Here is a 24125-nt window from a genome sequence, read left to right as displayed (position 1 = left end):
AGCCGATAACGTCTGAACTCTACCGCCCGATCCGGCCGTCGCAACAGACGATTTCGTCTGAACTGAGCGCATTGACAGCCCAGACATCGGATGTCTAAGCTCGGTGGCACCAGCCCGAAGGAGCATGCCGACGTGAGTACCATCATCGGATTCGAGACGCACGACGTCCGGTTCCCGACCTCGACCACCCTCGACGGCTCGGACGCCATGAACCCCGACCCCGACTACTCGGCCGCCTACCTGCGGCTCGTGACGGACGCGGACGACGGCCACGAGGGCCACGGCTTCGTCTTCACGATCGGACGCGGCAACGACGTCGAGGTCGCAGCGATCACCGCGCTCCGGGAGCACCTCCTCGGTCGCGAGGTCGAGCCCGTGCTCGACGCCCTCGGAGCCTTCTGGCGCGAACTCGTCTACGACTCCCAGCTCCGGTGGCTCGGCCCCGAGAAGGGCGTCATGCACATGGCGATCGGCGCCGTCGTCAACGCGCTCTGGGATCTCAAGGCCAAACGTGCCGGCCTGCCGCTCTGGCGACTGCTCGCCACGATGACGCCGGAGGAGCTCGTCGAGCTCGTCGACTTCCGCTACCTGAGCGACGTCCTCACCCCGGACGACGCCCTCACGATCCTCCGACGCGCGGAACCGGGACGGGAGGCCAGGATCGAGGCCCTGCTCGCAGCCGGGTACCCCGCCTACACGACCACGCCCGGGTGGCTCGGCTACTCCGACGAGAAGCTCGACCGTCTGTGTCGCGAAGCGGTCGCGGACGGATTCACGCAGGTCAAACTCAAGGTCGGCGGTCACGTGGAAGACGACGTCCGTCGCCTCGCCATCGCCCGGAACGCCGTGGGACCCGACATCCGGATCGCCGTCGACGCCAACCAGCGTTGGGACGTCGCGGAGGCGATCGACTGGATGTCGCGACTCGCCCCCTACGACATCGCCTGGATCGAGGAGCCGACGAGCCCCGACGACATCCTCGGCCACGCGGCGATCGCGCGCGGCGTCGCCCCGATCCCGGTCGCGACCGGCGAGCACATGGCCAACCGCATCATGTTCAAGCAGTTCCTGCAGGCCGACGCCCTCCAGGTGCTCCAGATCGACTCCACGCGGGTCGCCGGCGTGAACGAGAACATCACGATCCTCCTCCTGGCCGCGAAGTTCGGTGTCCCGGTCTGCCCGCACGCCGGTGGCGTCGGGCTGTGCGAAGCGGTGCAGCACCTCTCGATGTTCGACTTCATCGCCGTGTCCGGGAGCGAGGATGGACGCATGATCGAATTCGTCGACCACCTGCACGAGCACTTCGTCGAGCCCGTCGAGATCGTCGCCGGCCGGTACCGCGCGCCGGTCGCCCCCGGCGGCGGTTCGGAGATGCTCGCGACGTCGATCGCCGAATTCACCTTCCGGGGCGCCGGTGCCTGACCTGCTCGTCCCGCGGCTCGCGTACGGCGCCGCCAACCTCGGCAACCTCTACCGCGAGCTCAGCGATGAGGAGGCCTGGGCGATCCTCGATGCGGCCTGGGAACACGGCGTCCGCTTCTACGACACCGCTCCGCACTACGGCCTCGGTCTCTCCGAGCGTCGGCTCGGCGCCTTCCTGCGGACGAAGCCCCGCGACGAGTACGTCCTGTCCACCAAGGTCGGCCGCCTCCTCGTGCCGAACCCCGCGGGGGAGGGTGCGCTCGATACCGACAACGACTTCGTCGTCCCCGCGACGTTGCGGCGCGAGTGGGACGCGAGCGAGGCCGGCGTGCGGCGTTCGCTCGACGAGTCCCTCGAACGACTCGGACTCGACCACGTCGACGTGCTCTACCTCCACGACCCGGAACGCAACGATCCGGAGTCCGGGATCTCCGAGGGGATCCCGGCGCTCGCCGCCCTCCGCGACGAAGGACTCGTCGGGGCGGTCGGGATCGGGTCGATGGACGTCGCCGCACTCCTCGCTGCGGTGCGCACGGGCCTGACCGATCTCATCATGATCGCCGGTCGGTACACGCTCGCCGAGCAGCCAGCGGGCGAGGAGGTGCTGCCCGCCTGCCTGGAACACGGCGTCGGTGTGGTCGCCGCCTCGGTGTTCAACTCCGGCCTGCTGGCCCGCGCCGTCCCCGACCGCGACGGACGCTACGAGTACGGTGCCGTCCCGCCGGAGGTCTTCGACCGCGCCGTCGACATCGCCGAGATCTGCCGTCGGTTCGAGGTCGAACTGCCCGCAGCCGCCCTCCAGTTCCCGCTCCGCCACCCCGCCGTGCGGACGGTCGCGGTCGGTGCCTCGCGGCCGGAGCAGATGATCCAGAACGTGGAGCGCTTCGAGGCGCCGATCCCCGAGACCTTCTGGACGGAGCTGCGCACCAGAGGGCTGCTCGGCTGATGCGGACGATCGACGCGCACCTCCATCTCTGGAATCGCGCCGACGGGTATCACTGGCTCGCTTCGGCCGACGAGGCGCTTCGCGAGGACTTCACGCCGGAGCGTGCGGCCGCAGAGCTGCAGGCGGCCGGTGTCGATGCGGCGGTCCTCGTCCAGGCCGACGACACCGAGCTCGACACGATGTCCATGCTCAGTGCATCGGACGCTTTCAGTTGGGTGGCCGGCGTCGTCGGCTGGGTGCCGATCGACGATGCGAAGCGGGCCGAGGCCCTGCTCGACCGTTGGGGTGTGCATCCACGGTTCCGCGGCGTTCGTCAGCTGTTGCACGACGATCCCCGGGACGGCCTGCTCCTGGCGGCACCCGCGCGCCGGTTGGCGGCGGTCCTCGCGGACCGGGGGTTTCCGCTCGACCTCCCGAACGCCTTCCCTCGCCTGCTCCGCGACGCCACGGAACTCGCGCGGCTGGAGGAGGGGCTGACGGTCGTCGTCGACCACCTCGCGAAGCCGCCGCGCGACGATGAGGCGTTCGAACGATGGGCGACCGAGCTGGCCGCGGCGGCGGCGTCACCGAACGTGGTCGCCAAGGTGTCGGGCCTCAATCGAGCCGGTCGGCCGTTCATGGCGGCCGACGTGCGTCGGGCCTGGGACACCGCACTCGCCTGCTTCGGGCCCGAGCGGTTGATGCTCGGCGGCGACTGGCCGATGACCGTCACGAGCGGCGGGTACGGTGCGGTCTGGCACGAGCTGTCCGGTCTCGTCGACGAGTTGTCGCCGGCGGAACGCGATGCACTGCGTGGCGGGACGGCGACGCGCGTCTACCGGCTCGACCCCCGCGGGCCGGTCGGCGTCGACGGACTGACATGATCGGGCAGACGGATGGACACGGAACCATGACGAGGAGGTCACCATGCTGACAGGGATCGACCCGGTGCTGAGCGGCGAACTGCTGCTGCACCTGGACGCGATGGGACATTCGGACGCGGTGGTGATCGCCGACGCGCACTTCCCGGCCGCCCGGCTCGGCGAACGCGTCGTCGTGCTGCCGACACTGTCGACACCGGAGGTCCTCCGAGCGGTGCGCACGGTGATCCCGCTCGACGACGAGCCCGTGCTCGACCTCATGACGAGTGCCGACGGTACGGTGCTCGATGTCCAGCGTGAACTCATCGCCGCCGCCGGCACGACCGAGGACGCCGTGCGCTTCGTCGACCGGTTCGCCTACTACGACGAGGCCGCCACGGCGTTCCTCATCATCCGCACGGGCGAGACCAGGAAGTACGGGAACGTCACCCTGCGGAAGGGGCTCGTGCTCCCGGGCGCCTGACCCGCCCGTGGTCTGCGGCCTTCACCAGCAGAGCGCGACGATCGCGGCACCGACGACGGCGTAGATCCCCGACAGGACCTGCCGACCGCGGGTGCGGGGTTCGACCACGGTCTCGACCGTCGCCCCATGCTCGTCGAGTGAGCGCTTCGGCTTGGGTGCGTGCCAGGGGAGTGAGTGCCAGCGCAGGGCTGCTCCGGCGAGTCCGAAGCCGACGATCGCGACGGCGAGGACCCACGCCCAGGACCAGACGCCGACGGGCGAGGCGAGTGCGCGGACGAGGGCCAGGATCGCGATGCTGTCGACCGCGTCGACGACCAGTCGGTAGCGCTCGGTCGCCGTCCAGCGCCCCGTACTCCACGCGTGGACGACCTGGAGGGCGAGGACCCACGCGACGACGAGGGCGACGACGGCGGGGATCAGGATCTCGATCATCGTGCTGCTCCGATCTGCTCGAGGAGGGCGACGCCGGCCGCATCGACCGACTCCTGGGTCGCTGAGACGAGGACCACCGTGGTGCCGGTCGCCGGGACGACGCCGACGAAGGACGCGAACCCGCCCGTGGCGCCGTTGTGCCAGACGAGGTCCTCACCGTCGATCGCCTTCCGATCGGTGATCCAGGCCCAGCCGATCTCGCGATCGCCGAACGCCGCCTGTGGGGCGAGTGCCTCGATGCCCGGCGCGCTGCCGTCGGCCAGTCGTTCCGCGAAGCGGGCGAGATCCTCCGTGTCCGAGCGGATGCCACCGGCGGGCCCGATCGCCGCGCCGGTCCATGCGGCGGCGGTCCGTCCGCCGGCGGTCTCGCCGAGGAGGTCGCGGTCGCCGAGGTCGGCCGCATCGCTCACGGGGGCGGTCGAGTCGAGCCCCATCGGACCGGTGATCCGCTCCTCGAGGAGGTCGGCGTAGTTGGTGCCGGCGGCCGATCCGAGGGCGGCACCGAGGAGTTCGAAGCCGAGGTTGGAGTAGGTGCCCTTCGGGGTGTCGAGGGACGCGGACCGCGCCTCTTCGAGCAGCTGGTCGAGGTCTTCGCCGTACGGGTTCGCCGTCGTGAGCGCGAACCACGTCGAGGAGAGGATCGTCGAGAGGTCGATCGGCAGCCGGGGCAGGCCGGAGGTGTGGGTGGCGAGCTGCTCGAGGGTGACGTCCGCTGCGGGCGCGTCGTCCAGTTCGAGGAGCTCACCGAGCCTGGTGTCCGGGGTGACCTCGCCGCGCTCGATCGCGTCGGCGAGCAACAGTCCCGTGAAGGCCTTGCTCACCGATCCGATCTCGAACCGGGTGTCCGGCTGGGCACCGATCGTCGCGGTGCGGGTGCCGTCCGGGGTGACGACGACGGCCAGCAGGGCCTTGCGGTCGGGGCCTGCGAGCTCGCGGACGGTCGCCGCGAGTTCGGTGTCGCCGGTGGCCTCGGGGGGAAGCGTCGAGGGCCCTGGCCGGAAGGCGAGCCCGACCGCGAGGGCGACAGCGGTGCTGACGGCGGCGATGACCCAGACCCGTCTGGGTCGGGACGTGCTGCGTGGTGTGGCGGTCATGCGGGGTCCTTCCTGGGGTCGGTGGTCATTCCATGGCGGCGACGGCGACGAGCAGCGGGACGAGTCGCATGGGTGGGACCGCGACCCGTCCGCGGCCGGCGGGTTGCAGCCAGCCGGCGGCCGTCAGGACCCGGACGTGGTGGTAGACCTGGCCGGTCGTCCCGATGCCGTCGAGTTCGCCGAGGTCCGCGAGTGCGGAGGTGCCGTTGGCGACGGCCAGGAGCAGCTGCAGCCGGACGGGGGAGCCGATGGCCGCGAGCCGCGATGCCGCGGTCGCGAGTGGACCGGAGCCTGCTGATTCCGCGGCGTCGGGGTCGTCGCCGAGCGCGAGGAGGTCGTCGGTCGCTCTGGCGTACTGCCACTGCACGGGTCCGCCGCCGGCGACGACCGATCCGGTGAAGAGGACCGCTCCATGCTCGAGCTCGGCCGTGCGTTGTTGGAGCCCGCGGAGCGCCCAGAAGGTGTCGGCGTCGCCCGCCGCGGCTGCGGACGGAACGTCATCCGGTCGCTCGGTGGTCGTGTCGTCGTCGGCCGGTCGGGCGAACACGGCGGCTTCGAGGCGCGCGAGACGCGCCTCGTGATCGCCGGGGTCGATGGTCGTCATGACCCAAGTGTACAAATATCGTAATTACGAAATCAAGCTGGAAAGTCCGATGGCCGGAGCGGTAGCGGCGCGTGTCACACCCGTGAGGCGAGCCGCCCCTGCTTCGCGTGCACCGGGATCAGTAGTCCGAGGCCGATGAGCAGCACGAGCACGATCCCGAGGATCCCCCAGAACTGCGCCCCGCCGAGCGTGACGAACAGTGCGAAGGCGGTCGGCGCGAGGAATGACACGGCTCGGCCGGTCGTGGCGTAGAGGCCGAAGACCTCCCCTTCGCGTCCCTCCGGGATGATGCGCGCCAGGAACGAGCGGCTCGCCGACTGGGCGGGGCCGACGAACAGGCACAGCATGAGGCCGAAGATCCAGAAGATCGTCGCGCCACCCTCGTGGAGGAGGAACACGGCGCTTCCCGCGATGACGAGGCCGATGAGCGATGCGACGATGACGGGTTTCGGCCCCACCTTGTCGTCGAGCAGGCCGATCGTGATCGTCGCGACCCCGGCGACGACGTTGGCGGCGATCGCGAAGATGATCACCTCGCCGGGTGAGAAGCCGAAGGTCCCCGCGGCCAGGACGCCACCGAAGGTGAAGACGCCGGCGAGCCCGTCGCGGAACACGGCGCTCGCGAGCAGGAAGTAGAGCGTCTGTCGGCTGTCGCGCCAGAGTTCCGCGATGCTCTTGGCGAGGACGCCGTAGGAGGCGAAGAACCCGACGTGCGGCCGGGCGACGGCCTGTGGCGCGTGGTACTCGGGTACCGCGAACAGCACGGGCAGGGCGAAGATCCCGAACCACGCCGCGGAGACGAGCATCGCGACGCGGACGTCCATGCCGTCTTCGCCGGTGACGCCGAAGAGTCCGACTTCGGGGGAGATGAAGCCGAAGTACACGATGAGCAGCAGCACGATGCCGCCGATGTACCCCATGCCCCAGCCGAGACCGGAGACCTTGCCGATGGAGGTGGGCGTCGACACCTGGGCGAGCATCGCGTTGTAGTTGACGCCGGCGAACTCGAACACGATGTTGCCGACCGCGAGGAGGACGAGGCCAAGCCAGAGGAAGTTCGGATCGGGGGCGACGAAGAAGAGGAGCGCCGTGATCGCGACGACGACGTAGGTGTTGAAGCCGAGCCAGAATTTCCGTCGCCCGGCTGAGTCCGACCGTTGGCCGACGACCGGCGCGAGGATCGCGATCAGCAGCCCGGCGGCGGCGAGCGCCCACCCGAGCGACGCCGACACGGCGGCCTCCTCGCCGAAGGAGTCGCTGGTCAGATAGACGGTGAACACGAAGGTGGTGACGACGGCGTTGAACGACGCCGAACCCCAGTCCCACAGGCTCCACGCGAAGATGCGACCCTTACGACCCGCTTGCGCTTTCACAGCGGCGACCTGCGAGGTGTCGAGGTCGACGGTGGCCGCTGCGGCGTCGGGCGTGACGAGCGGTGGTGGCGGGAAGTTGCGGGGCCGGGATCCGAGACGAGGGGCCTCGTCGCCGTGCCCGCCTGTCCGGCCGGTGTCGTCGGTGCCACCTGGGGGAGTCGTGCTCATGCACTGAGGCTAGTGCCGCGTGGTGAACGGGCGGTAGCGCGCGTCCTGCAGCGCGATGGCTGAAGGTTCGCTGGGACGCGGATCGTTGCCGGGAATAGCTTCGGGCACCCCGCGTTGGACTTGAGCGTACGACACTCAAGTTTGAATCCAGGAGGTTCACGTGCCCGAAGACTTCACCCAGGGCGGCGCAGCAGCAGACGGCGGATCGTCGTCGTTCGACGACTTCCTCGCCCGATACCTCGAGGGCGAGCGGGCGCGTTCGGCGCGGACCATCGACCTCAGCCGCTTCCTCACCGCTCGGACGCAGGAGATCCTGCAGCGCGCCGGCCGGTTCGCGCTCGAGCGCGGCCAGAACGAGCTCGACGCGCTGCACATCCTGCGGGTCATCGTGAGTGAGGAGCCCGCCAAGGACGCCGTCGCGCGCCTCGGCGTCGACCCGAAGGCCATCGCCAAGGCCGCCGAGCAGCGCCTGCCGCAGGCGTCCTCGCCGAGCGTCAAGGACCCGGCCATCACGCCGTCGGCCCAGCGCGCGCTGTTCCACGCCTACCAGGTGGCCCGCGCCGCCGGATCGACGTACGTCGACCCCGAGCACCTCTTCTTCGCGCTCGTCATCAACCAGGACTCGCCCGCCGGTGAGGTCCTCGCCCGCGCCGGCGTCACGGGGGAGGCGCTGACCCAGGGCATGCGCCAGACCGTCGGCGACCCCGGCGTCGCCACCGACGATCAGGACGACCGCGATGCAGACGACCTCGACTCGGACACCCCGATGCTCGACCGCTTCGGCACCGACCTCACGGCGCTCGCCGCAGGTGGATCGCTCGACCCCGTCATCGGACGTTCCGAGGAGATCGAGCAGACCATCGAGATCCTCTCCCGCCGCACCAAGAACAACCCCGTGCTCGTCGGCGAGGCCGGCGTCGGCAAGACCGCGGTCGTCGAGGGGCTCGCCCAGGCGATCGTCGACGGCGGCGTCCCGGAGCAGCTACGCGGCAAGCGCGTCGTCTCGCTCGACCTGCCGGCCATGGTCGCCGGAACCCGATACCGCGGCGACTTCGAGGAGCGCCTCACCGGCCTGCTCGACGAGATCGCAGCCAACCGCTCCGAGCTGATCGTCTTCATCGACGAGGTCCACACCGTCGTCGGCGCCGGAGGTTCCGGCGAGGGCGGCATGGACGCCGGGAACATGCTCAAGCCGCGTCTCGCGCGCGGTGAGCTGCACCTCATCGGTGCGACCACGCTCCGTGAGTACCGCGGGATCGAGAAGGACCCGGCACTCGAACGCCGCTTCCAGCCCGTGCGTGTCGGCGAGCCGTCGATCGAGGATGCCGTCCTCATCCTCGACGGTCTCCGTCCGGCGTACGAGGAGCACCACGACGTCCGCTTCACCGACGACGCCCTCCGCGCCGCCGTCGAGCTCTCGGCCCGCTACCTGCCCGACCGTGTCCTGCCCGACAAGGCCATCGACCTCGTCGACCAGGCCGGAGCCCGGCTGCGGTTGCGGCTCGGGAACGCGGTCGACGTGAGTGCCCTCGTCGAGGAGCTCGCGACACTCGAGGGGTCGAAGAACGCGGCCGTGTCGGCCGAGCACTACGAGGAGGCCTCGCGCATCCGCGACGAGATCACCGCCGTGCAGGCGAAGCTCGACGCCGCCTCCAACGGACCCGGTGCCCGCACCGACCGTGACGCGGTCGTCGACGAGGCCCAGATCGCCGGCGTCGTGTCCCGTGCCACCGGTATCCCGGTCAGTCGGCTCACGGAGGGTGAGCGGGAACGTCTCGCCGGCCTCGAGGCCGAACTGCACGCTCGCGTCGTCGGCCAGCACGACGCCGTGACCGCGGTGTCGAAGGCCGTCCGTCGCAACCGCACGGGCATGGGGGATGCGAACCGACCCGTCGGCAGCTTCCTGTTCCTCGGTCCCACCGGCGTGGGTAAGACGGAGCTCGCGAAGGCGCTCGCCGGATCCCTCTTCGCTGACGAGCGCTCGGTGATCCGCTTCGACATGAGCGAGTTCGGCGAACGCCACACGGTGTCGCGACTCGTCGGTGCCCCTCCCGGGTACGTCGGGTTCGACGAGGCGGGCCAGCTCACTGAGCGCGTGCGGCGCAACCCGTACTCGATCGTGCTGTTCGACGAGATCGAGAAGGCGCACCCGGACGTCTTCAACCTGCTCCTGCAGGTCCTCGACGACGGTCGCCTGACCGACGGTCAGGGGCGGACGATCAACTTCCGCAACACGGTCGTCGTCATGACCTCGAACCTCGGCTCCGAGTTCCTGGCCTCTCGGTCCGGTGCGATGGGCTTCGTGGCCGGTGGCGCCGACGACCCCACGGGCTTCGGCTCCGAGGAGGCGCTGCGTGCCCGGGTCATGGGCAAGCTGCGCGAGGCGATGCGTCCGGAGTTCCTCAACCGCATCGATGAGATCGTCCTCTTCCGCAAGCTCGACCAGCAGCAGCTGCAGGAGATCGTCGGACTGATGCTCGGCCGCACGACCGAACGGTTGGCCGCACGCGGTGCGTCCCTCGAGACGACGCCGGAAGCGCTCGCGCTCCTCGCGGAGCTCGGCTACGAGCCGGAGTACGGCGCGCGCCCCCTGCGTCGCCTCATCCAGCGTGAGGTCGACGACCGCATCGCCGAGCTCGTCGTGGGCGGCGGGGTCGGCGACGGCTCGACCGTGCACGTCGACGCGGTCGGCGGGAAGATCGTCGTCACCGAGCGCTCCGTGGTGGTGGCGGAAGCCGCCTAGGCAGAGCCCCCCCGGCGACAGGCCCAGGACCGGACCTCCGGCCCTGGGCCTGTCGTCGTCTGTGCGCGGGCACCTCGACAGGCTCGGTGACCGGAGCGCCGGAGAGTTCCTACTCCTGAAGTCCTTGCACCGAATCCAGCAGGCTCGGCGCGCTCACGTAGAAGAGTTGCCCGTCCTGCCACACGAAGCCACCGGAGAGGTTGCCGCCCGGGTCGGTCGGCTCGACGAGGAACGGGAGTCCGGACTCGTCGCTCGCGACGAATCCGGCGGCCTCGAGTTCGGCCTGCTTGGCAGCCCAGGCCGTCTCGTCGAACGGTGCCTGCGCGACCGTCGCCGAGATGTCGGTCTGCGGCTTCATCCAGGTGCACGCGACACCACCGGCGTCGACGAGGAACGTCAGGTCAGTCCGTGTGACCTGGTACGCCCGCGGTTCCATCTGGGTCTGCGCGAGGTCCGCGTATCCCTGCTCAGTGAGGATCGTGTCGCACGTCGCAGCTGTGGCCGTCTCGGTCGCCTCGGCGGAGGGCGTCGAGGTGGGGGTGGCGCTCGGAGTGCTCACGGTCGTGGAGCTCGACGTCGGGGCTCCGGATCCGCACCCGGCGAGGGTGAGGGCTCCGATCGTTGCCATGAGGGCGGTCAGGAGACGAGGGGAGAGGCGATGGGACATCCTCCAAGCCTAGGAGTCGCGCCGAGCTCGGCGGATCGGGGGTAGCACGGGGAACGCGCAAACTGGCCATCCGCTGGGAGTTGAGCCAGGAGGACTCAACTTTCTTGACGTCGAAACCGGGCCTCGGTAGCATTGAGTCATCGGGGCTCAAGTCTCGACGTCGCACCAGCATCACCCCATCAACCAGCTCGGTGCCGAGCTCGTCGAGTCGGCCGGACGCCCACAGCATGCCGCCCGAGTCGACGAGTTCCGAACCGGCAGTCAACACAAGGAGAACCAACACATGGCACGTGCAGTAGGCATCGACCTCGGTACCACCAACTCGGTGGTCGCCGTCCTCGAAGGTGGAGAACCCACCGTCATCGCCAACGCCGAGGGCTTCCGCACCACCCCCTCCGTCGTCGCATTCACCAAGGACGGCGAGGTGCTCGTCGGCGAGACCGCGAAGCGCCAGGCCGTCACCAACGTCGACCGCACCATCGCGAGCGTCAAGCGCCACATGGGCACCGACTGGAAGTTCGACGTCGACGGCAAGAAGTACACGCCGCAGGAGCTGTCCGCTCGCATCCTCGCGAAGCTGAAGCGCGACGCCGAGCAGTACCTGGGCGACACCGTGACCGACGCGGTCATCACCGTCCCCGCTTACTTCAACGACGCCGAGCGTCAGGCCACGAAGGAGGCCGGTGAGGTCGCAGGCCTCAACGTGCTCCGCATCATCAACGAGCCGACCGCCGCTGCCCTCGCCTACGGCCTCGACCGCGGCAAGGAGGACGAGCTCATCCTCGTCTTCGACCTCGGTGGCGGTACCTTCGACGTCTCGCTGCTCGAAGTGGGCAAGGACGACGACTTCTCCACCATCCAGGTCCGTTCCACCTCGGGTGACAACCGCCTCGGTGGAGACGACTGGGACCAGCGCGTCGTCGATTACCTGATCAAGCGCTTCAAGGACTCGACCGGTGTCGACGTCTCGGGCGACAAGATCGCGAAGCAGCGCCTCAAGGAAGCCGCCGAGCAGGCGAAGAAGGAGCTCAGCTCCTCGATGTCGACCTCGATCCAGCTCCCGTACCTCTCCCTCACGGAGAACGGCCCGGCGAACCTCGACGAGACGCTCAGCCGCGCGAAGTTCGAGGAGCTCACCAACGACCTCCTCGAGCGCACCCGCAAGCCGTTCAACGACGTCATCGCCGAGGCCGGCGTGAAGGTCTCCGACATCGCGCACGTCGTGCTCGTCGGTGGATCGACCCGCATGCCCGCCGTCGCGGAGCTCGTCAAGAAGCTCACCGGTGGTCAGGAGCCCAACAAGGGCGTCAACCCTGACGAGGTCGTCGCCGTCGGCGCAGCCCTCCAGGCCGGCGTGCTGAAGGGTGAGCGCAAGGACGTGCTGCTCATCGACGTCACCCCCCTGTCGCTCGGTATCGAGACCAAGGGTGGCATCATGACGAAGCTCATCGAGCGCAACACCGCGATCCCCACGAAGCGGAGCGAGACCTTCACCACGGCCGACGACAACCAGCCGTCCGTCGCGATCCAGGTCTTCCAGGGCGAGCGCGAGTTCACCCGCGACAACAAGAACCTCGGCACCTTCGAGCTGACCGGCATCGCGCCGGCTCCGCGCGGTGTGCCGCAGGTCGAGGTCACCTTCGACATCGACGCCAACGGCATCGTGCACGTGTCCGCCAAGGACAAGGGCACCGGCAAGGAGCAGTCGATGACCATCACCGGTGGCTCGTCCCTCGGCAAGGAGGACATCGAGCGCATGGTCCGCGAGGCCGAGGAGCACGCTGCAGACGACAAGGCCCGCCGCGAGCAGGCCGAGGTCCGCAACAGCGCCGAGCAGCTCGCCTACTCGATCGACAAGCTCATCAAGGAGAACGACGACAAGCTGCCCGAGGACGTCAAGACCGACGTCCAGGCCGATGTCGACGCCCTGAAGAGCGCGCTCGCCGGTGAGGACGAGGACGCGGTGAAGACCGCGTTCGACAAGCTCAACGAGAGCCAGGTCAAGCTCGGCGAGGCGATCTACGCCCAGGCGCAGGCCTCCGAGTCCGCCGCAGGAACCGAGGCCCCGGCTGAGGAGGCGACCTCCGATGAGGACGTCGTCGACGCCGAGGTCGTCGAGGACGAAGACGACAAGGACAAGAAGTAACCATGACTGACGAGAACCAGAACCAGAACCAGGACGATCCCATCATTCGTGACAAGCGACGGATCGACCCGGAGACCGGCGAGGTTCGTCAGCCTGGCACCGAGGGGGCTGACGCCGACGCGTCGGCCCCCTCGGGCGCACCTGCCGAATCCGCCGACGCCGACGCACCGGTCGCCGACGACGAGCTGACCGTCGAGGACATCCTCAACGCGGCTCCCGAGGAGCCCGTGCAGGGCGGCGACCTCTCCCCGGCCGAGCAGCTCGCTGCAGAACGCCTCGGCGACCTGCAGCGCGTCACGGCCGAGTACGCGAACTACCGGAAGCGCACCGAGGCCGGCCGCGAGGTGGAGCGCGAGCGCACCACCGGCGAGGTCGCCAAGGTCCTGCTCCCGGTGCTCGACGACCTCGATCGCGCTGACAAGCACGGCGACCTCGAGGGCGACGCCCCCTTCACGCAGATCGCGGCCAAGCTCCGCGGTGCTGCCGAGAAGCTCGGGCTGAAGCCGTTCGGAGCGGTCGGCGAGACCTTCGACCCCAACGTGCACGAGGCCATCTTCCAGCAGCCCACGCCGGGCGCCGAGGGCGAGACCGTCCTCGACGTCGTGGAGACCGGGTACCACCTGGGCTCCACCCTGCTGCGCGCCGCGAAGGTGGTCGTCGCGGTCCCGGCGAGCTAGCCATGGCGAGTCAGGACTGGTTCGACAAGGACTTCTACAAGGTCCTCGGCGTCAAGAAGGATGTGACGCCGGCGGAACTGAAGAAGGTCTACCGGAAGCTCGCCCGGCAGTACCACCCGGACTCCAACCCGGGTGATGCGAAGGCCGAGGCGAAGTTCAAGGAGATCAGCGAGGCCCACTCGGTGCTGGGCGACCCCGAGCAGCGCAAGGAGTACGACGCCGTTCGCGCCATGGGCGGTGGAGCACGCTTCACCGCCCCGGGTGCCGGCGGCGGTCAGGGCGGCTTCGAGGACGTCTTCGGGACGATGTTCGGTGGGGGCGGTGGTGGTGGCGGTCGTCAGAGCTACAGCTACCAGCAGGCTCCTCCCGGGTACGAGGACATCCTCGGCGGCATGTTCGGCCAGGGTGGCTTCGGCCAGACCTCCGGCGGCTTCCGCGGCTACGGCGGACCCACGCCGGGCCGCGACATCACCGCGCACACCACGATCGACTTCATCACGGCCACGCAGGGCGACACCATCTCCCTGCAGACCTCCGAGGGACGCACCATCAAGGTGAAGATCCCGGCGGGTGTGTCGGATGGACAGAAGATCCGCCTGCGCGGCAAGGGGCAGCCGAGTCCGGACGGCGGCGAACCCGGCGATATCGTGGTCACCGTGAGTGTCCGCAAGCATCCCGTGTTCGAACGCGACGGCCTGAACCTCCGCGTCACCGTACCGGTCACCTTCGTGGAGGCCGCGCTCGGTGCCACGATCGAGGTTCCGACGCTCGGCGGCGACCCCGTCAAGCTGCGGGTCGCCCCCGGTACGCCGAGCGGCCGCGTCCTGCGCGTCAAGGGCCGTGGTGTCGCGACGACGAAGGGCACCGGCGACCTCCTGGCCGTCGTGCAGATCGTCGTCCCGGCGCATCTCGGCGGCGAGGCCAAGGAAGCACTCGAACGGTTCCACGAGCTGGAGCCGAAGGACAACCCCCGAGACGAGCTCATCGCCAGGGCTCGGGGCTAGTAGCCAGCAGCACACGGAAGGGCAGGGAGCATGGACGAGCATTCGCCGGTCTTCGCGATCGCGATGGCTGCCGAGCTCGCCGGCATGCACCCACAGACCCTCCGACAGTACGACCGGCTCGGGCTCGTGTCGCCGACGCGGACCGCCGGGAAGTCGCGCAGGTACTCGATGCGCGACATCGCCCAGCTCCGTGAGGTGTCCAGGCTCAGTGCCGAGGGCGTCAGCCTCGAGGGCATCTCCCGCATCCTGACCCTGGAGAACGAGGTCAGCTCGCTCCAGGGTCGGGTTCGGGAGCTCGAGCACGCGCTCGCCAACGCCCTGCTGCGTACCCCGGGCAACCGGGTGTTCGCCGCCGGCATGGAGGGGAGCGTCGTTCCGATGCGGAGCGGTACCCGCACCCGCCGCCGGACCGAGGTCGTCGTCTGGCGGCCGTCGCTCTCCGAGTAGCCGACGAAAGCGCACTCGTGGTCGTCATCCCGCGTGGATGACGACCACGAGTGCGCTTTCGTCTGTCTGCACGCCGCGTAGGGTTGGGGCATGAGCGCGCAGCCCGTGGTGACGAAGCCGGACCCGGCGCAGACCGCACCCGCGACGGCCCGGAGGCGGCGCGGCGCCCGCCTGACCGGGGTGACCGCCTACCCGCTCATGTACTTCGGCGTCATCGCCGGCGTGCTTCCGCTGCTGACGCTCGTCGTGATCGGCGCCCCGATCCTCGTCGGCGTCCTGCTCGGTGCGGGCGAGGCCGAATGGGTCGACGGCTTCTCGCGCGTGTTCGGGTTCATCCTGCTCTTCCTGACACCGCCGTTGGGTGCCTGGGTGTGGGGGTACGTCGCGCTCGGGGTCGTCGCCTTCCTCGGTGGCATCGCCCTCAGCCTGCGGATCCTGCGACGTCACGGCGTGCGTCGCGCAGGAGCCGTCACGCACTGGGGCATGTGGGCCACCGTCCCGCTGCAACTGATCTTCGCGGTCATCAGCCTCGTCATCGTGTTCGGTGCGATCGCGTCCGTCCGCGCCGAGGACGCCAGCGGCCTCGAGACCGTCCGCGCCTTCGGCCAGGGCGTCGCCATCGCCACGGTCGTCAACCTGTTCGTCTCCGCCGGGCTCGGCGTCCTCGTCTTCCCGGCCGTCCTCCGAGCCGTGAAGGCGGAGAAGCCGGCTCGACGCGCGCGCAGACGCAGCTGACCACTGGACGGTGTCGGTCCCCGGGAGCAGAATCGCTGCATCAGCCGGTCCAGGCTGTGTCGCCGCTCCGGAAGGGAAGCCGCCATGTCCACGCCGCCGATCGCCGTCGATCCGCCCTCCATGTACACGAGCCCCGCCTTCGCGCAGGGCATGATCCTCCCGGCCGGCCCGACGCTGTTCATCGGCGGGCAGAACGGCGTCGACGCCGAGGGCGCGCTCCTCGACGGCCTCGGTCCGCAGACGGAACAGGCGCTCCGCAACGTCCTCACGGTGCTCGCCGAGGCCGGTTCCGGGCCCGAGCACGTCGCGAAACTCACCATCTACCTCGCGCCAGGGATCGATCCGTCCGACGGCTACGCGGCGACCGCGGCGGTCTGGGGTGGTCGCCGGACCGCGGTGACGGTCGTCTCGGTCGCCCCGGCACGCCCGGGAGCGCTCGTCGAGATCGACGCCGTGGCGGCGGTCCCCGCGTCCTGACCGCGAGAACCCGCGCGGACGGCCCGCCGGTACGCTGAGGGGATGCCCGAGTTCTCCTTCGACGCGCTGCGCCGGTTCCCCGATCACGAGGCACCCAACCTCTTCGCCGTCGACGCGACCGATCGGTTCCTGCTCGACGAAGCGGCCGTGGCCCTGGCCGGGCGAGTGCCGACGCCCGGCGAGATCGTCGTCGTCGGCGACGCCTACGGGGCGCTGACCCTCGGCGCCGTCGCGCTCCTGGGGGCGACCGACGTCCGGGTGCACCAGGACGCGGCGGTCGGTGAACGCGCACTCGCCGCGAACGCCGAACGGCTCGGCGTCGACGGTGGCTTCCGCAACCTGCCGCTCGGCGACGAGCTGTTCACGGGCGCATCACTCGTCCTCTTGCAACTCCCGAAGCACCTCGAAGCCCTGCACGAGATCGCCGCCGCCGTGGCCCGCTGGGGCGCCGCTGACGTCCGTCTCCTGGCCGGTGGCCGGGTGAAGCACCTCACGCCCGCGATGAACGAGGTCCTCGGTCGGAGCTTCTCGACTGTCACCGCGAGCCTCGCCCGGCAGAAGTCCCGGGTACTCCGCGCGAGCGACCCGGTGACCGCCGCCGTCGAGGGAGAGCGTGACGAAACCGACACCACGGCCTCGACCGCGCTGCGCACCGAGCACCACGCCGACATCGGCCTGACCATCGCCGCCGCCGGGGCGGCGTTCGCCGGCACGAAGCTCGACATCGGCACCCGCTTCCTGCTCGAGGCACTGCCGGACATCGCGCCCGACGCCCGGACCGCCATCGACCTCGGATGCGGTACCGGCGTCCTCGCGGTGTCGCTCGCCATCGCCCGGCCCGAGCTCGCGGTCATCGCGACCGACCAGTCCGCTGCCGCGGTCGCCTCGACCACCGCGACCATCGCCGCCAACGACGACGTCGACCGCCGGCTGGCCGAGCGAATCACGGTGCTCCGCGACGACGGCCTGTCGATGCAGCCGGACGCGTCAGCCGACCTCATCGTCCTGAACCCGCCCTTCCACAGCGGGACCACCGTCCACACGGGCGTCGCCCACGACCTGTTCGCCGAGGCCGCGCGTGTCCTGCAGCCGGGTGGCACCCTCGCCGTCGTGTGGAACTCGCACCTCGGCTATCGGGCTGCCCTCGAGCGGCTCGTCGGTCCGACGAGGCAGTTCGCACGCAACCAGAAGTTCACGGTGACGGTCTCGCGCCCCCGGGCCGTCGGCGAGCCGCGTCCGTAACTCCTGCTGCTTGGACCGCTCGGCGAGCAGCGGCCGCTCGAGCACCCGCATCGCCGACGGTCCGGATAGGCGTTGCAGGAGTTGTGGACGTCAGGCGGCGTTCCAGAGGCGCTCGATGCGCTCGCGGAGCGCGGTCTCCTCCGGGGACTCGTCGGCGTACTCGGAGGCGTCGATCGTGATCGTGTCGATCGCGTCGAACCACCACGTCCCCCGTTCGCCGTCGACGCCGATCCTCGTCCAGGTCCCCGGCGCGATGCCGGCCTTGACGAGCCCGATCGCCGCCCCGAGTGTCGCGTCGTCCGCCGGGCGGACGTCCACCTGCAGGCGGCCGGCGCTGCCCTCGAACGAGGCCAGCGAGCCCGATGCGGCCAGCTGCTCGACCAGGGTGAGCAGCGATGCGGCCTCCGCGCGAGAGCCGCTCACCGAGAACGTGCCAGGGTCGCCGTTCGCGACGTGTCCACCGATCCGGAGCGATTCGACGATCGACGCCGCCGGCAGTGCGTCGAGCGCGTCGAGAGCGACTCGCCCCGCCATCGGATCCGACACGGTGATCCCGAGGCGGTCACTCGACGCCGCGATCGCGGTCACGCCGGGCACCGCGCCGAGCGCCTGGGCGACCGGCAGCATGTCCGCCGACTGGACGCCGTCATCCCAGGTGACGATGCCGCCCTGGACCTCCACTGCGACGTCCGCCGGAACCGCACTCGTCGCCACCGCGGTCGCGGCGGCCACGTCGTCGACGCTCGCGATGCGGAGGTCGATCGTGGCCGGGGTCAGCGTGGCGCCGATGACCTCGAACTGCTCGGCGACGGCCAGGTAGGCGGCGCGGGTCGTGCCGGGATCGCCGCTGACCGTCGCATCGTCGTCGACGCCTGAGGAGATGGAGAACCGCGCGGTCCCGTCCCAGTTCGGGACGCCGGGGGCCGCATCGTCGGTGTCGTCCTCGTCGGGTTCGGCCGGGTCGACGCCGTCGTCGCTGCGGCCGGTGACGACCGCGGCGGCGTAGGCGGGCGTCGCGTCGGCGGTCGCCCTGGCCAGGTCGTAGGCGGCGAGGAAGTCCTCACCGGGACGCGCCACGAGGGTGAGCGAGGACGCACGTGTACCGTCGGTTCCGGCGGCGGAGAGCTGCAGTTCGCCTCCCGGCACGCCCTCGTCCTCGAGCGAGGCGAGCAGCTCCAGCTGGGTCGCGTTGTCGGCTCGTCGGTCGAGGACGGACAGGGTGAACCCACGGACGGTGAGGTCGACGCCCTCCCACGTCGCTCCGCCGCTCCGCTTCGCCTGCTCGTTCAGGAATCCGCCGATGCGGTCCACGATCCCGCTCAGTCGATCGTCGGTGACGTCGTCGTCCATGAGCACCGACGCCGATGCCGTTCCGCTCCACGGCAGGGTGTTGCTCCCGGTCGTGTCGACATCGGCCACCTCCGGGACGCCGTCCAGGAGCTGTTCGAAGTCCCGCCCGGCGGCGGAAGCGGCGTTCACGTCGCCACAGCCCGAGAGGCCGAGGACGGCTGCCACGGCGAACAACGCCGTGGCAGCGGTCCGGATCGTGCGGTTCTGCGGCATGGACCCACCCTAGGAGCTGCACGCCGCAGCCCGCGTCGGGGTGGTCCCGACGTCCCAGGTGCGGCGCGGTGTGTGCCCGTATGCTGGCCCGATGTCCGAGCCGCCCACCCCCGCAGATGGAGCGGGTCGCGACGCACGTCGGGTGGACCAGCACGAACTGACCGTGGTCGAGCGCTGGATCGACGACCGGGCCAACCGGCTCCTGCGCGAGGCCCCCGACGGCGGTGCGCGGGCGAAGGCCGTCGAGTTCCTCGTCTTCGGGGCGAAACAGGCGTGGGCGTGCATCTTCGGCGCAGCGATGCTCGCCGTGATCGTCGCCGCCCGCCTCTGGTACCCGGACGACGTCTGGCTCGCCCGGAACGACGCGCTCGTCGTCGCTGCCATCGTCATCCAGGTGGTCATGATCGTCACCAGGCTCGAGACGGGCCGCGAGCTCTGGGTGATCGTCCTCTTCCACGTCGTCGGGACGGGCATGGAGCTGTTCAAGACCGGGGTGGGGTCGTGGGAGTACGACGGCGGCGGGGTCCTGCACCTCGGCGCCGTGCCGTTGTACACCGGGTTCATGTACGCGGCCGTCGGGTCGTACATGGTCCGCGTGTACCGGCTCTTCGACCTCCGGTTCGACCGCTATCCACGGGTGTGGCTCACGACGATCATCGCGGCCGGCATCTACGTGAACTTCTTCAGCCAGCACTTCATCGTGGATCTGCGATGGGTGCTGCTCGCGTCCGTCCTCGTCGTGTTCACACGGACGATGATGCACTTCCGCGTGTTCCGTCGGACGCACCGTATGCCCGTGCTGGTGGCGTTCCTGCTCGTGGCCTGCTTCATCTGGATCGCCGAGAACGTCGGGACGATCACGGGCGCCTGGCTGTACCCGAATCAGGAGGACGGTTGGCAGCTCGTCCCGCTCACCAAGCTGGTGTCGTGGTTCCTCCTCATGATGATCTCGGTGGTGATGGTCACCTGGGTGTACCCGCCGAAGCGGCCCGATCGCCTCCCGACCTGAGCCGCCTGCTGTCAACAGTTGCTGAAGGCGGTCCGCGCACCGGGTAGGGTTCGGGAGTGAGCGACCCGATCCCGGCGATCGCTCGTCCCCTCCGGAGAGCAGCCATGGCCCAGCGTCAGCCCCAGGACCCACGATTCCGTGATCGTGGCGGCGCTCGGCCAGCTCCCATGCGGCCGGGTCCCGTTCAGCCGGGCCAGGCTCGGCCCGCCCCGGCTCGACCTGCCGCCGCTCCACGGCCCGCATCACCGGCCGTCGGCATCTCCGTCCCGGCCGCGGCAGCCACACCCCTGCCGCGGACCAACCACCTCTTCGCCGGTGCGCAGTTCGCGTTCATCGCCTCGATCCTGATGCTCGGGCTGTACATCGGCCTGACCTCGACGTGGACCCTGCTGGAGCCCGACTTCCTCATCGGGCTCTCCTTGACGGCCGCGGCCACGTCCCTCCTGTTCGCCGTGCCACCGTCCGGTGCACTCCGCGGTCTGCTCGTGCTCGTTCCGACCATCGACATCCTCGCCGTCGGGTTCTTCCGCGACACCCTGCCGAACCTGCCGACGTCGGGTCTCCTGATCGTGATCCCGGTGCTCTGGCTCGCGGGTGGGTTCGGGGTCTCGGCACTGCCCGTCCCGGTGTTCGGAGCGGTCTTCGTCTCCCTCATCCCGGTGGCGCGCGCCGGAGCATGGCCGACGACGCCTGGCGGGTGGGGTGCGATCTGCATCCTGCCGGCCCTGGTCCTCATCATGACCGTCACCGTGCACCTGGCCGCGCGTCAGCTCCGCGCCCATGAAGGGCGCGCGCGCATCGCGCTCGCCGCAGCGACGGAGGCGGCGGCCATCGCGACGACGGTCTCGGAATCCGTCGACGCCGCCGTCGCCTTCTTCCGGCCGGACGGCACGGCGGCGCTCCGGAACGAGGCCACGTACGAGCAGGCCCGACTGGCGGGGTTCGACCCCAAGACCCGGGCCGGCGTCCACGTCTACGGACCGGACCGGAAGACCCGGGTGCCACCCGAGGAGCAGGTCATCAACCGGGCGTTGCGCGGAGAGAGCTTCCGTGGCGATCTGTACTGGGTGGGGGAGCCGGGCGACCAGCGCGCCATCATCGGGAACGCGCGACAGGTGCACACCGACGACGGGACCTTCGTCGGCACCATCACCGTCGGGCACGACGTCACCGACCTCGCCAATGCGTTGGCGCTGCGAGAAGCGTTCCTCATCGACGTGTCGCACGAGCTCCGCACCCCGTTGACGTCGATCATCGGCTACCTCGACCTCCTCACCGAAGGACACGACCTGCGGCAGCTCGGGCTGGAGCGCGAGGTCTCGACGATCCAACGCAACGCGGAGCAGCTGTACGCGATCATCGGTGACCTGCTCGCAGCGGGCGACGCCGAGATGCGCGTGCGGATCGCCCTCACCGACGTCGCCGACATCGCCCGGGCGAGCGCGGCCGCGATCCTCCCGCAGGCGTCGGAGGCCGGTGTCGTCGTCCGAGCCGAGGTCCCCCCGCACGTGGAACTGGAGGGCGACGGTGCCCGGCTCCGCCAGGTCCTCGACAACCTGCTGTCGAACGCGGTGAAGTACACGCCGCGGGGTGGACGCGTCGTCGTGACCGTCGCGGTGGACGGGACGACCTGCACCGTCAACGTCGCGGACACCGGCATCGGCATCTCGCCGGACGACCAGCGGCAGCTCTTCGACCGCTTCTTCCGAGCCAGGGAGGTCCGCGACGATGCGCGGCCCGGTGTCGGGCTCGGGCTGTCGATCGTGAAGTCCATCACCGAGGCGCATCATGGCTGGATCACCGTGTCGAGCCGCCCGGGCCGCGGCTCCACCTTCACCGTGACGCTGCCGCTCCGCCAGCCGCGCGCCGGCGCACCGTCCGCTTCCTGAGTCGGACCCGGTCAGGGAGGCGCTGCGGCACGCATCGTGGGAGGCTTGGAGGATGGCGCAGATCCTCGACCAGCCGATCGTCGACCAGGCGACCCTCACCATGCAACCGTGGGTCACCATCGTGTGGAACGACCCGGTGAACCTCATGTCCTACGTCTCCCTCGTGTTCCGCAGCTACTTCGGCTACACGCACGAGGAGGCGGAGCGACTCATGCTCGCCGTGCACCACGAGGGACGCGCCGTCGTCGCCACCGGTAACCGCGAGGAGATGGAACGCCACGTCGAGGCCATGCACGGGTACGGGCTCTGGGCCTCACTCGCGAAGGCCGACGCATGAGTGCCTTCGTCCGTCCGCCCGTCGGACCCGTCGTGCTGCGCCTCGACGAGCAGGAGACCTCGATCCTCGAACAGTTGGCGAGCCAGCTCGTCGACATGCTCGAGGACGCGACGCGCGCCGGGCTGGTGACGGCCGTGGAGCTCGACCCCGCCATGGCGCGACTGGTGCCCGAGGGGTACCGCGACGACCCCGAGGCCGCCGCGGAGTTCCGGCGCTTCACCGCCGACGACCTCGTCGGCGGCAAGGTGACCGCGGCGCGCACCGTCCTGGCGGCGCTCACCACCGACGCGTCCGACGCGGCTCAGCCGATGGACGTCCCGGCCGGGCACGAGGACGGTGCAGCAGTGACCCTCGAGGGCGAGACGGCCTGGACCTGGCTGCGGTTCCTCAACGACACCCGGCTCACCATCGCGGCTCGACTCGGCATCGAAGAGGACGACGCGGAGCCGTTCGACCCGTCTCCGACGACCTCGGACGACGAGCAGGATCCGCAGCTCATGATGGCGATCTACGCCTGGCTCGGGTACCTGCAGGAGTCGATCGTCGCCGTCCTCGACGAAGCCTGAGTCGCGGCGCCGGACACCTGCGACCCGGGTGCCACGGGTAGCCTTGGTGACCATGCACATCCTCGTCTTCAGCGACCAGCACCCCGAGTCGTCCGGCGGGGCCCAGGTCTCGATCCGGCTGCAACGGCGCTTCCTGGAGGCCGCGGGGCACACCGTCACGGTGTGCTCGCCGCGGATGCACCAGGAGCACGACGACGACCCGCACTACCTCGACACCCCCTCGATCCCCATCACGCTCGACCGCGAGTACTCGATGACCGTGCCAGGCCGGCTCACCGACCGCTGGCTCGACGCTCGCCTGGCCGAGCTGCCCCCGGTCGACGTCGTCCACGTGCAGGCCGACTTCTGGCAGGCGCTCACGGCCTACCGCTACGCCGAACGGCACGGGATCCCGGCCCTCCACACCATGCACAACCGCATGGACGTCGGCATCGAACAGACCATGCCGGCGCCGGGCCTCGTCGTCGGAGCCCTGTCCTGGTGGCAGCGCCGGGTCCTCCGGCCGCGGCTCTCGACCCTGCCGACCGGCGTCTGGTCCTACCTGCAGGAGTTCGCCAAGCGTGCGTCCGTCGTCATCGCGCCGTCGCACCACTTCGCGCGCGTCCTCCGTGAGCAGGGCGTGACCGCCCACGCCGAGGTCCTGTCGACGGGCGTCGACGACGCGGTGCTCGACGAGATCCTCGACGAACGCGCGACCACGCTCCACGTGCCGCACCGGCTGCCGTCGTTCGTGTGGATCGGCCGCTTCAGCCAGGAGAAGCGGCTCATGGAGTTCCTCGAGGCGGTCCGGCTCGCGGACGTCGACGCGGTGTTCCGCCTGTACGGGGCCGGACTCCTGCTCGCGAAGGCCCAGGCGTTCGTCGCCGAACACGACCTCGCCGACCACGTCGTCTTCGCCGGACGTGTCTCCTACCCCGACTCGCTGCGCGCGATCGCCGACGCCGACGCGCTCGTGCAGACGTCGATCGGGTTCGAGACGCAGGGCATGACCGTGTTCGAGGCGGCCGCACTCGGCACACCGTCGATCATCAGCGACCCGAACATCGCGGCGGAACTCCCCGCCGACTCGATGTGGCAGCCGACGGACGGCGGGGTCGAGGCGCTCGCCGAAGCGATCCGCCGCGCCGTCGCCGACATCGAGGCGGGTACGGCGCCCGTCGTCGCACCGGGCCTCGCCCGCACCCTGCGCCAGTCGACGCAGACCACCCGCCTCATCGCCCTGTACGAGGCAGCCCTGGCGCCGGAGGCCGCGCGCTAGCAT

At 70.2% G+C, this 24125-nt stretch carries 23 protein-coding genes; 17 read left to right on the top strand and 6 right to left on the bottom strand.

Annotation, left to right across the window (positions count from 1 at the left end; genetic code table 11):
* The first annotated feature begins 132 nt into the window (after window positions 1-132).
* From B9Y95_RS11300 to B9Y95_RS11285, 4 genes are read left to right on the top strand one after another with little or no spacing between them, the layout of a single operon-like run.
* Window positions 133-1422, top strand: coding sequence for an L-fuconate dehydratase (locus tag B9Y95_RS11300; RefSeq protein WP_085512195.1), 1290 nt, complete (start codon window positions 133-135; stop codon window positions 1420-1422).
* Window positions 1415-2368: an aldo/keto reductase gene (locus B9Y95_RS11295; RefSeq protein ID WP_085511962.1), complete on the top strand. Its 954-nt coding sequence runs from the start codon at window positions 1415-1417 to the stop codon at window positions 2366-2368. Before B9Y95_RS11300 ends, B9Y95_RS11295 begins: the two co-directional genes overlap by 8 nt.
* Complete coding sequence (locus tag B9Y95_RS11290; RefSeq protein ID WP_085511961.1) at window positions 2368-3231, top strand: amidohydrolase family protein; 864 nt, start codon at window positions 2368-2370, stop codon at window positions 3229-3231. The genes B9Y95_RS11295 and B9Y95_RS11290 overlap by 1 nt, the downstream gene beginning before the upstream one ends.
* Before the next feature lie 43 nt (window positions 3232-3274).
* On the top strand, window positions 3275-3691 hold the full coding sequence (locus B9Y95_RS11285; RefSeq protein WP_085511960.1) for an RbsD/FucU family protein: 417 nt from the start codon (window positions 3275-3277) through the stop codon (window positions 3689-3691).
* Between the two features lie 21 nt (window positions 3692-3712).
* On the opposite strand, the gene B9Y95_RS11280 is transcribed toward B9Y95_RS11285, so the two are convergent.
* The 4 genes from B9Y95_RS11280 to B9Y95_RS11265 all read right to left on the bottom strand — a co-directional run bounded on the left by B9Y95_RS11280 (window position 3713) and on the right by B9Y95_RS11265 (window position 7362).
* Entirely contained in the window at window positions 3713-4123 is a 411-nt protein-coding gene (locus B9Y95_RS11280; RefSeq protein ID WP_085511959.1) for a hypothetical protein, read from the bottom strand.
* Window positions 4120-5217 carry a serine hydrolase domain-containing protein gene (locus tag B9Y95_RS11275; RefSeq protein ID WP_085511958.1) on the bottom strand — a complete coding sequence of 366 codons (1098 nt, stop codon included), beginning with the start codon at window positions 5215-5217 and terminating at the stop codon, window positions 4120-4122. Before B9Y95_RS11275 ends, B9Y95_RS11280 begins: the two co-directional genes overlap by 4 nt.
* A 25-nt stretch (window positions 5218-5242) precedes the next feature.
* Window positions 5243-5821: a helix-turn-helix domain-containing protein gene (locus tag B9Y95_RS11270; RefSeq protein WP_085511957.1), complete on the bottom strand. Its 579-nt coding sequence runs from the start codon at window positions 5819-5821 to the stop codon at window positions 5243-5245.
* A 74-nt stretch (window positions 5822-5895) separates the two neighbouring features.
* A complete protein-coding gene (locus B9Y95_RS11265; RefSeq protein WP_085511956.1) occupies window positions 5896-7362 on the bottom strand; it encodes an MFS transporter in 1467 nt (488 codons plus the stop codon).
* Between the two features lie 160 nt (window positions 7363-7522).
* Here B9Y95_RS11265 and B9Y95_RS11260 point away from each other — a divergent pair, with 160 nt between their 5' ends.
* On the top strand, window positions 7523-10105 hold the full coding sequence (locus B9Y95_RS11260) for an ATP-dependent Clp protease ATP-binding subunit (RefSeq protein WP_085511955.1): 2583 nt from the start codon (window positions 7523-7525) through the stop codon (window positions 10103-10105).
* A gap of 109 nt (window positions 10106-10214) precedes the next feature.
* On the opposite strand, the gene B9Y95_RS11255 is transcribed toward B9Y95_RS11260, so the two are convergent.
* Window positions 10215-10772, bottom strand: a complete 558-nt coding sequence (locus tag B9Y95_RS11255; protein ID WP_085511954.1) for a hypothetical protein — start codon at window positions 10770-10772, stop codon at window positions 10215-10217.
* Between the two features lie 283 nt (window positions 10773-11055).
* Between B9Y95_RS11255 and dnaK the strand changes: the two genes are divergently transcribed.
* The 7 genes from dnaK (at window position 11056) to B9Y95_RS11220 (ending at window position 17500) form a co-directional block, all read left to right on the top strand.
* Entirely contained in the window at window positions 11056-12918 is a 1863-nt protein-coding gene (dnaK, locus tag B9Y95_RS11250; RefSeq protein WP_085511953.1) for a molecular chaperone DnaK, read from the top strand.
* Between the two features lie 2 nt (window positions 12919-12920).
* A complete protein-coding gene (locus B9Y95_RS11245) occupies window positions 12921-13595 on the top strand; it encodes a nucleotide exchange factor GrpE (protein WP_085511952.1) in 675 nt (224 codons plus the stop codon).
* Window positions 13596-13597: 2 nt separating this feature from the next.
* The gene (locus B9Y95_RS11240; RefSeq protein WP_079704948.1) at window positions 13598-14599 is read left to right on the top strand and encodes a DnaJ C-terminal domain-containing protein; all 1002 of its coding nucleotides are present in this window, start codon (window positions 13598-13600) and stop codon (window positions 14597-14599) included.
* A gap of 30 nt (window positions 14600-14629) precedes the next feature.
* On the top strand, window positions 14630-15046 hold the full coding sequence (locus B9Y95_RS11235; RefSeq protein WP_064297156.1) for a heat shock protein transcriptional repressor HspR: 417 nt from the start codon (window positions 14630-14632) through the stop codon (window positions 15044-15046).
* A 90-nt stretch (window positions 15047-15136) separates the two neighbouring features.
* The gene (locus B9Y95_RS11230) at window positions 15137-15781 is read left to right on the top strand and encodes a hypothetical protein (RefSeq protein WP_143736452.1); all 645 of its coding nucleotides are present in this window, start codon (window positions 15137-15139) and stop codon (window positions 15779-15781) included.
* 84 nt (window positions 15782-15865) lie between these two features.
* Complete coding sequence (locus B9Y95_RS11225; protein WP_085511950.1) at window positions 15866-16258, top strand: RidA family protein; 393 nt, start codon at window positions 15866-15868, stop codon at window positions 16256-16258.
* Window positions 16259-16300: 42 nt separating this feature from the next.
* Window positions 16301-17500, top strand: a complete 1200-nt coding sequence (locus B9Y95_RS11220; protein WP_085511949.1) for a class I SAM-dependent methyltransferase — start codon at window positions 16301-16303, stop codon at window positions 17498-17500.
* 90 nt (window positions 17501-17590) lie between these two features.
* Here B9Y95_RS11220 and B9Y95_RS11215 read toward each other — a convergent pair whose 3' ends face one another.
* A complete protein-coding gene (locus B9Y95_RS11215; protein ID WP_085511948.1) occupies window positions 17591-19063 on the bottom strand; it encodes a hypothetical protein in 1473 nt (490 codons plus the stop codon).
* A 91-nt stretch (window positions 19064-19154) separates the two neighbouring features.
* Between B9Y95_RS11215 and B9Y95_RS11210 the strand changes: the two genes are divergently transcribed.
* The 5 genes from B9Y95_RS11210 (at window position 19155) to B9Y95_RS11190 (ending at window position 24122) form a co-directional block, all read left to right on the top strand.
* On the top strand, window positions 19155-20072 hold the full coding sequence (locus B9Y95_RS11210) for a DUF817 domain-containing protein (RefSeq protein ID WP_085511947.1): 918 nt from the start codon (window positions 19155-19157) through the stop codon (window positions 20070-20072).
* Between the two features lie 167 nt (window positions 20073-20239).
* Complete coding sequence (locus B9Y95_RS11205) at window positions 20240-21961, top strand: PAS domain-containing sensor histidine kinase (RefSeq protein ID WP_159453387.1); 1722 nt, start codon at window positions 20240-20242, stop codon at window positions 21959-21961.
* Between the two features lie 52 nt (window positions 21962-22013).
* Entirely contained in the window at window positions 22014-22298 is a 285-nt protein-coding gene (gene clpS / locus B9Y95_RS11200) for an ATP-dependent Clp protease adapter ClpS (protein WP_085511945.1), read from the top strand.
* On the top strand, window positions 22295-22864 hold the full coding sequence (locus tag B9Y95_RS11195; protein ID WP_085511944.1) for a DUF2017 family protein: 570 nt from the start codon (window positions 22295-22297) through the stop codon (window positions 22862-22864). Before clpS ends, B9Y95_RS11195 begins: the two co-directional genes overlap by 4 nt.
* A gap of 52 nt (window positions 22865-22916) precedes the next feature.
* A complete protein-coding gene (locus tag B9Y95_RS11190; protein WP_085512194.1) occupies window positions 22917-24122 on the top strand; it encodes a glycosyltransferase in 1206 nt (401 codons plus the stop codon).
* Window positions 24123-24125 lie beyond the last annotated feature (3 nt).

Origin of the sequence: Plantibacter flavus (genome assembly GCF_900177615.1) — a bacterium.
Taxonomy (GTDB): Bacteria; Actinomycetota; Actinomycetes; order Actinomycetales; family Microbacteriaceae; genus Plantibacter; species Plantibacter flavus.
The sequence above is the reverse complement of the archived record's forward strand: the minus strand, read 5'-3'. Positions and strand labels throughout refer to the sequence as shown.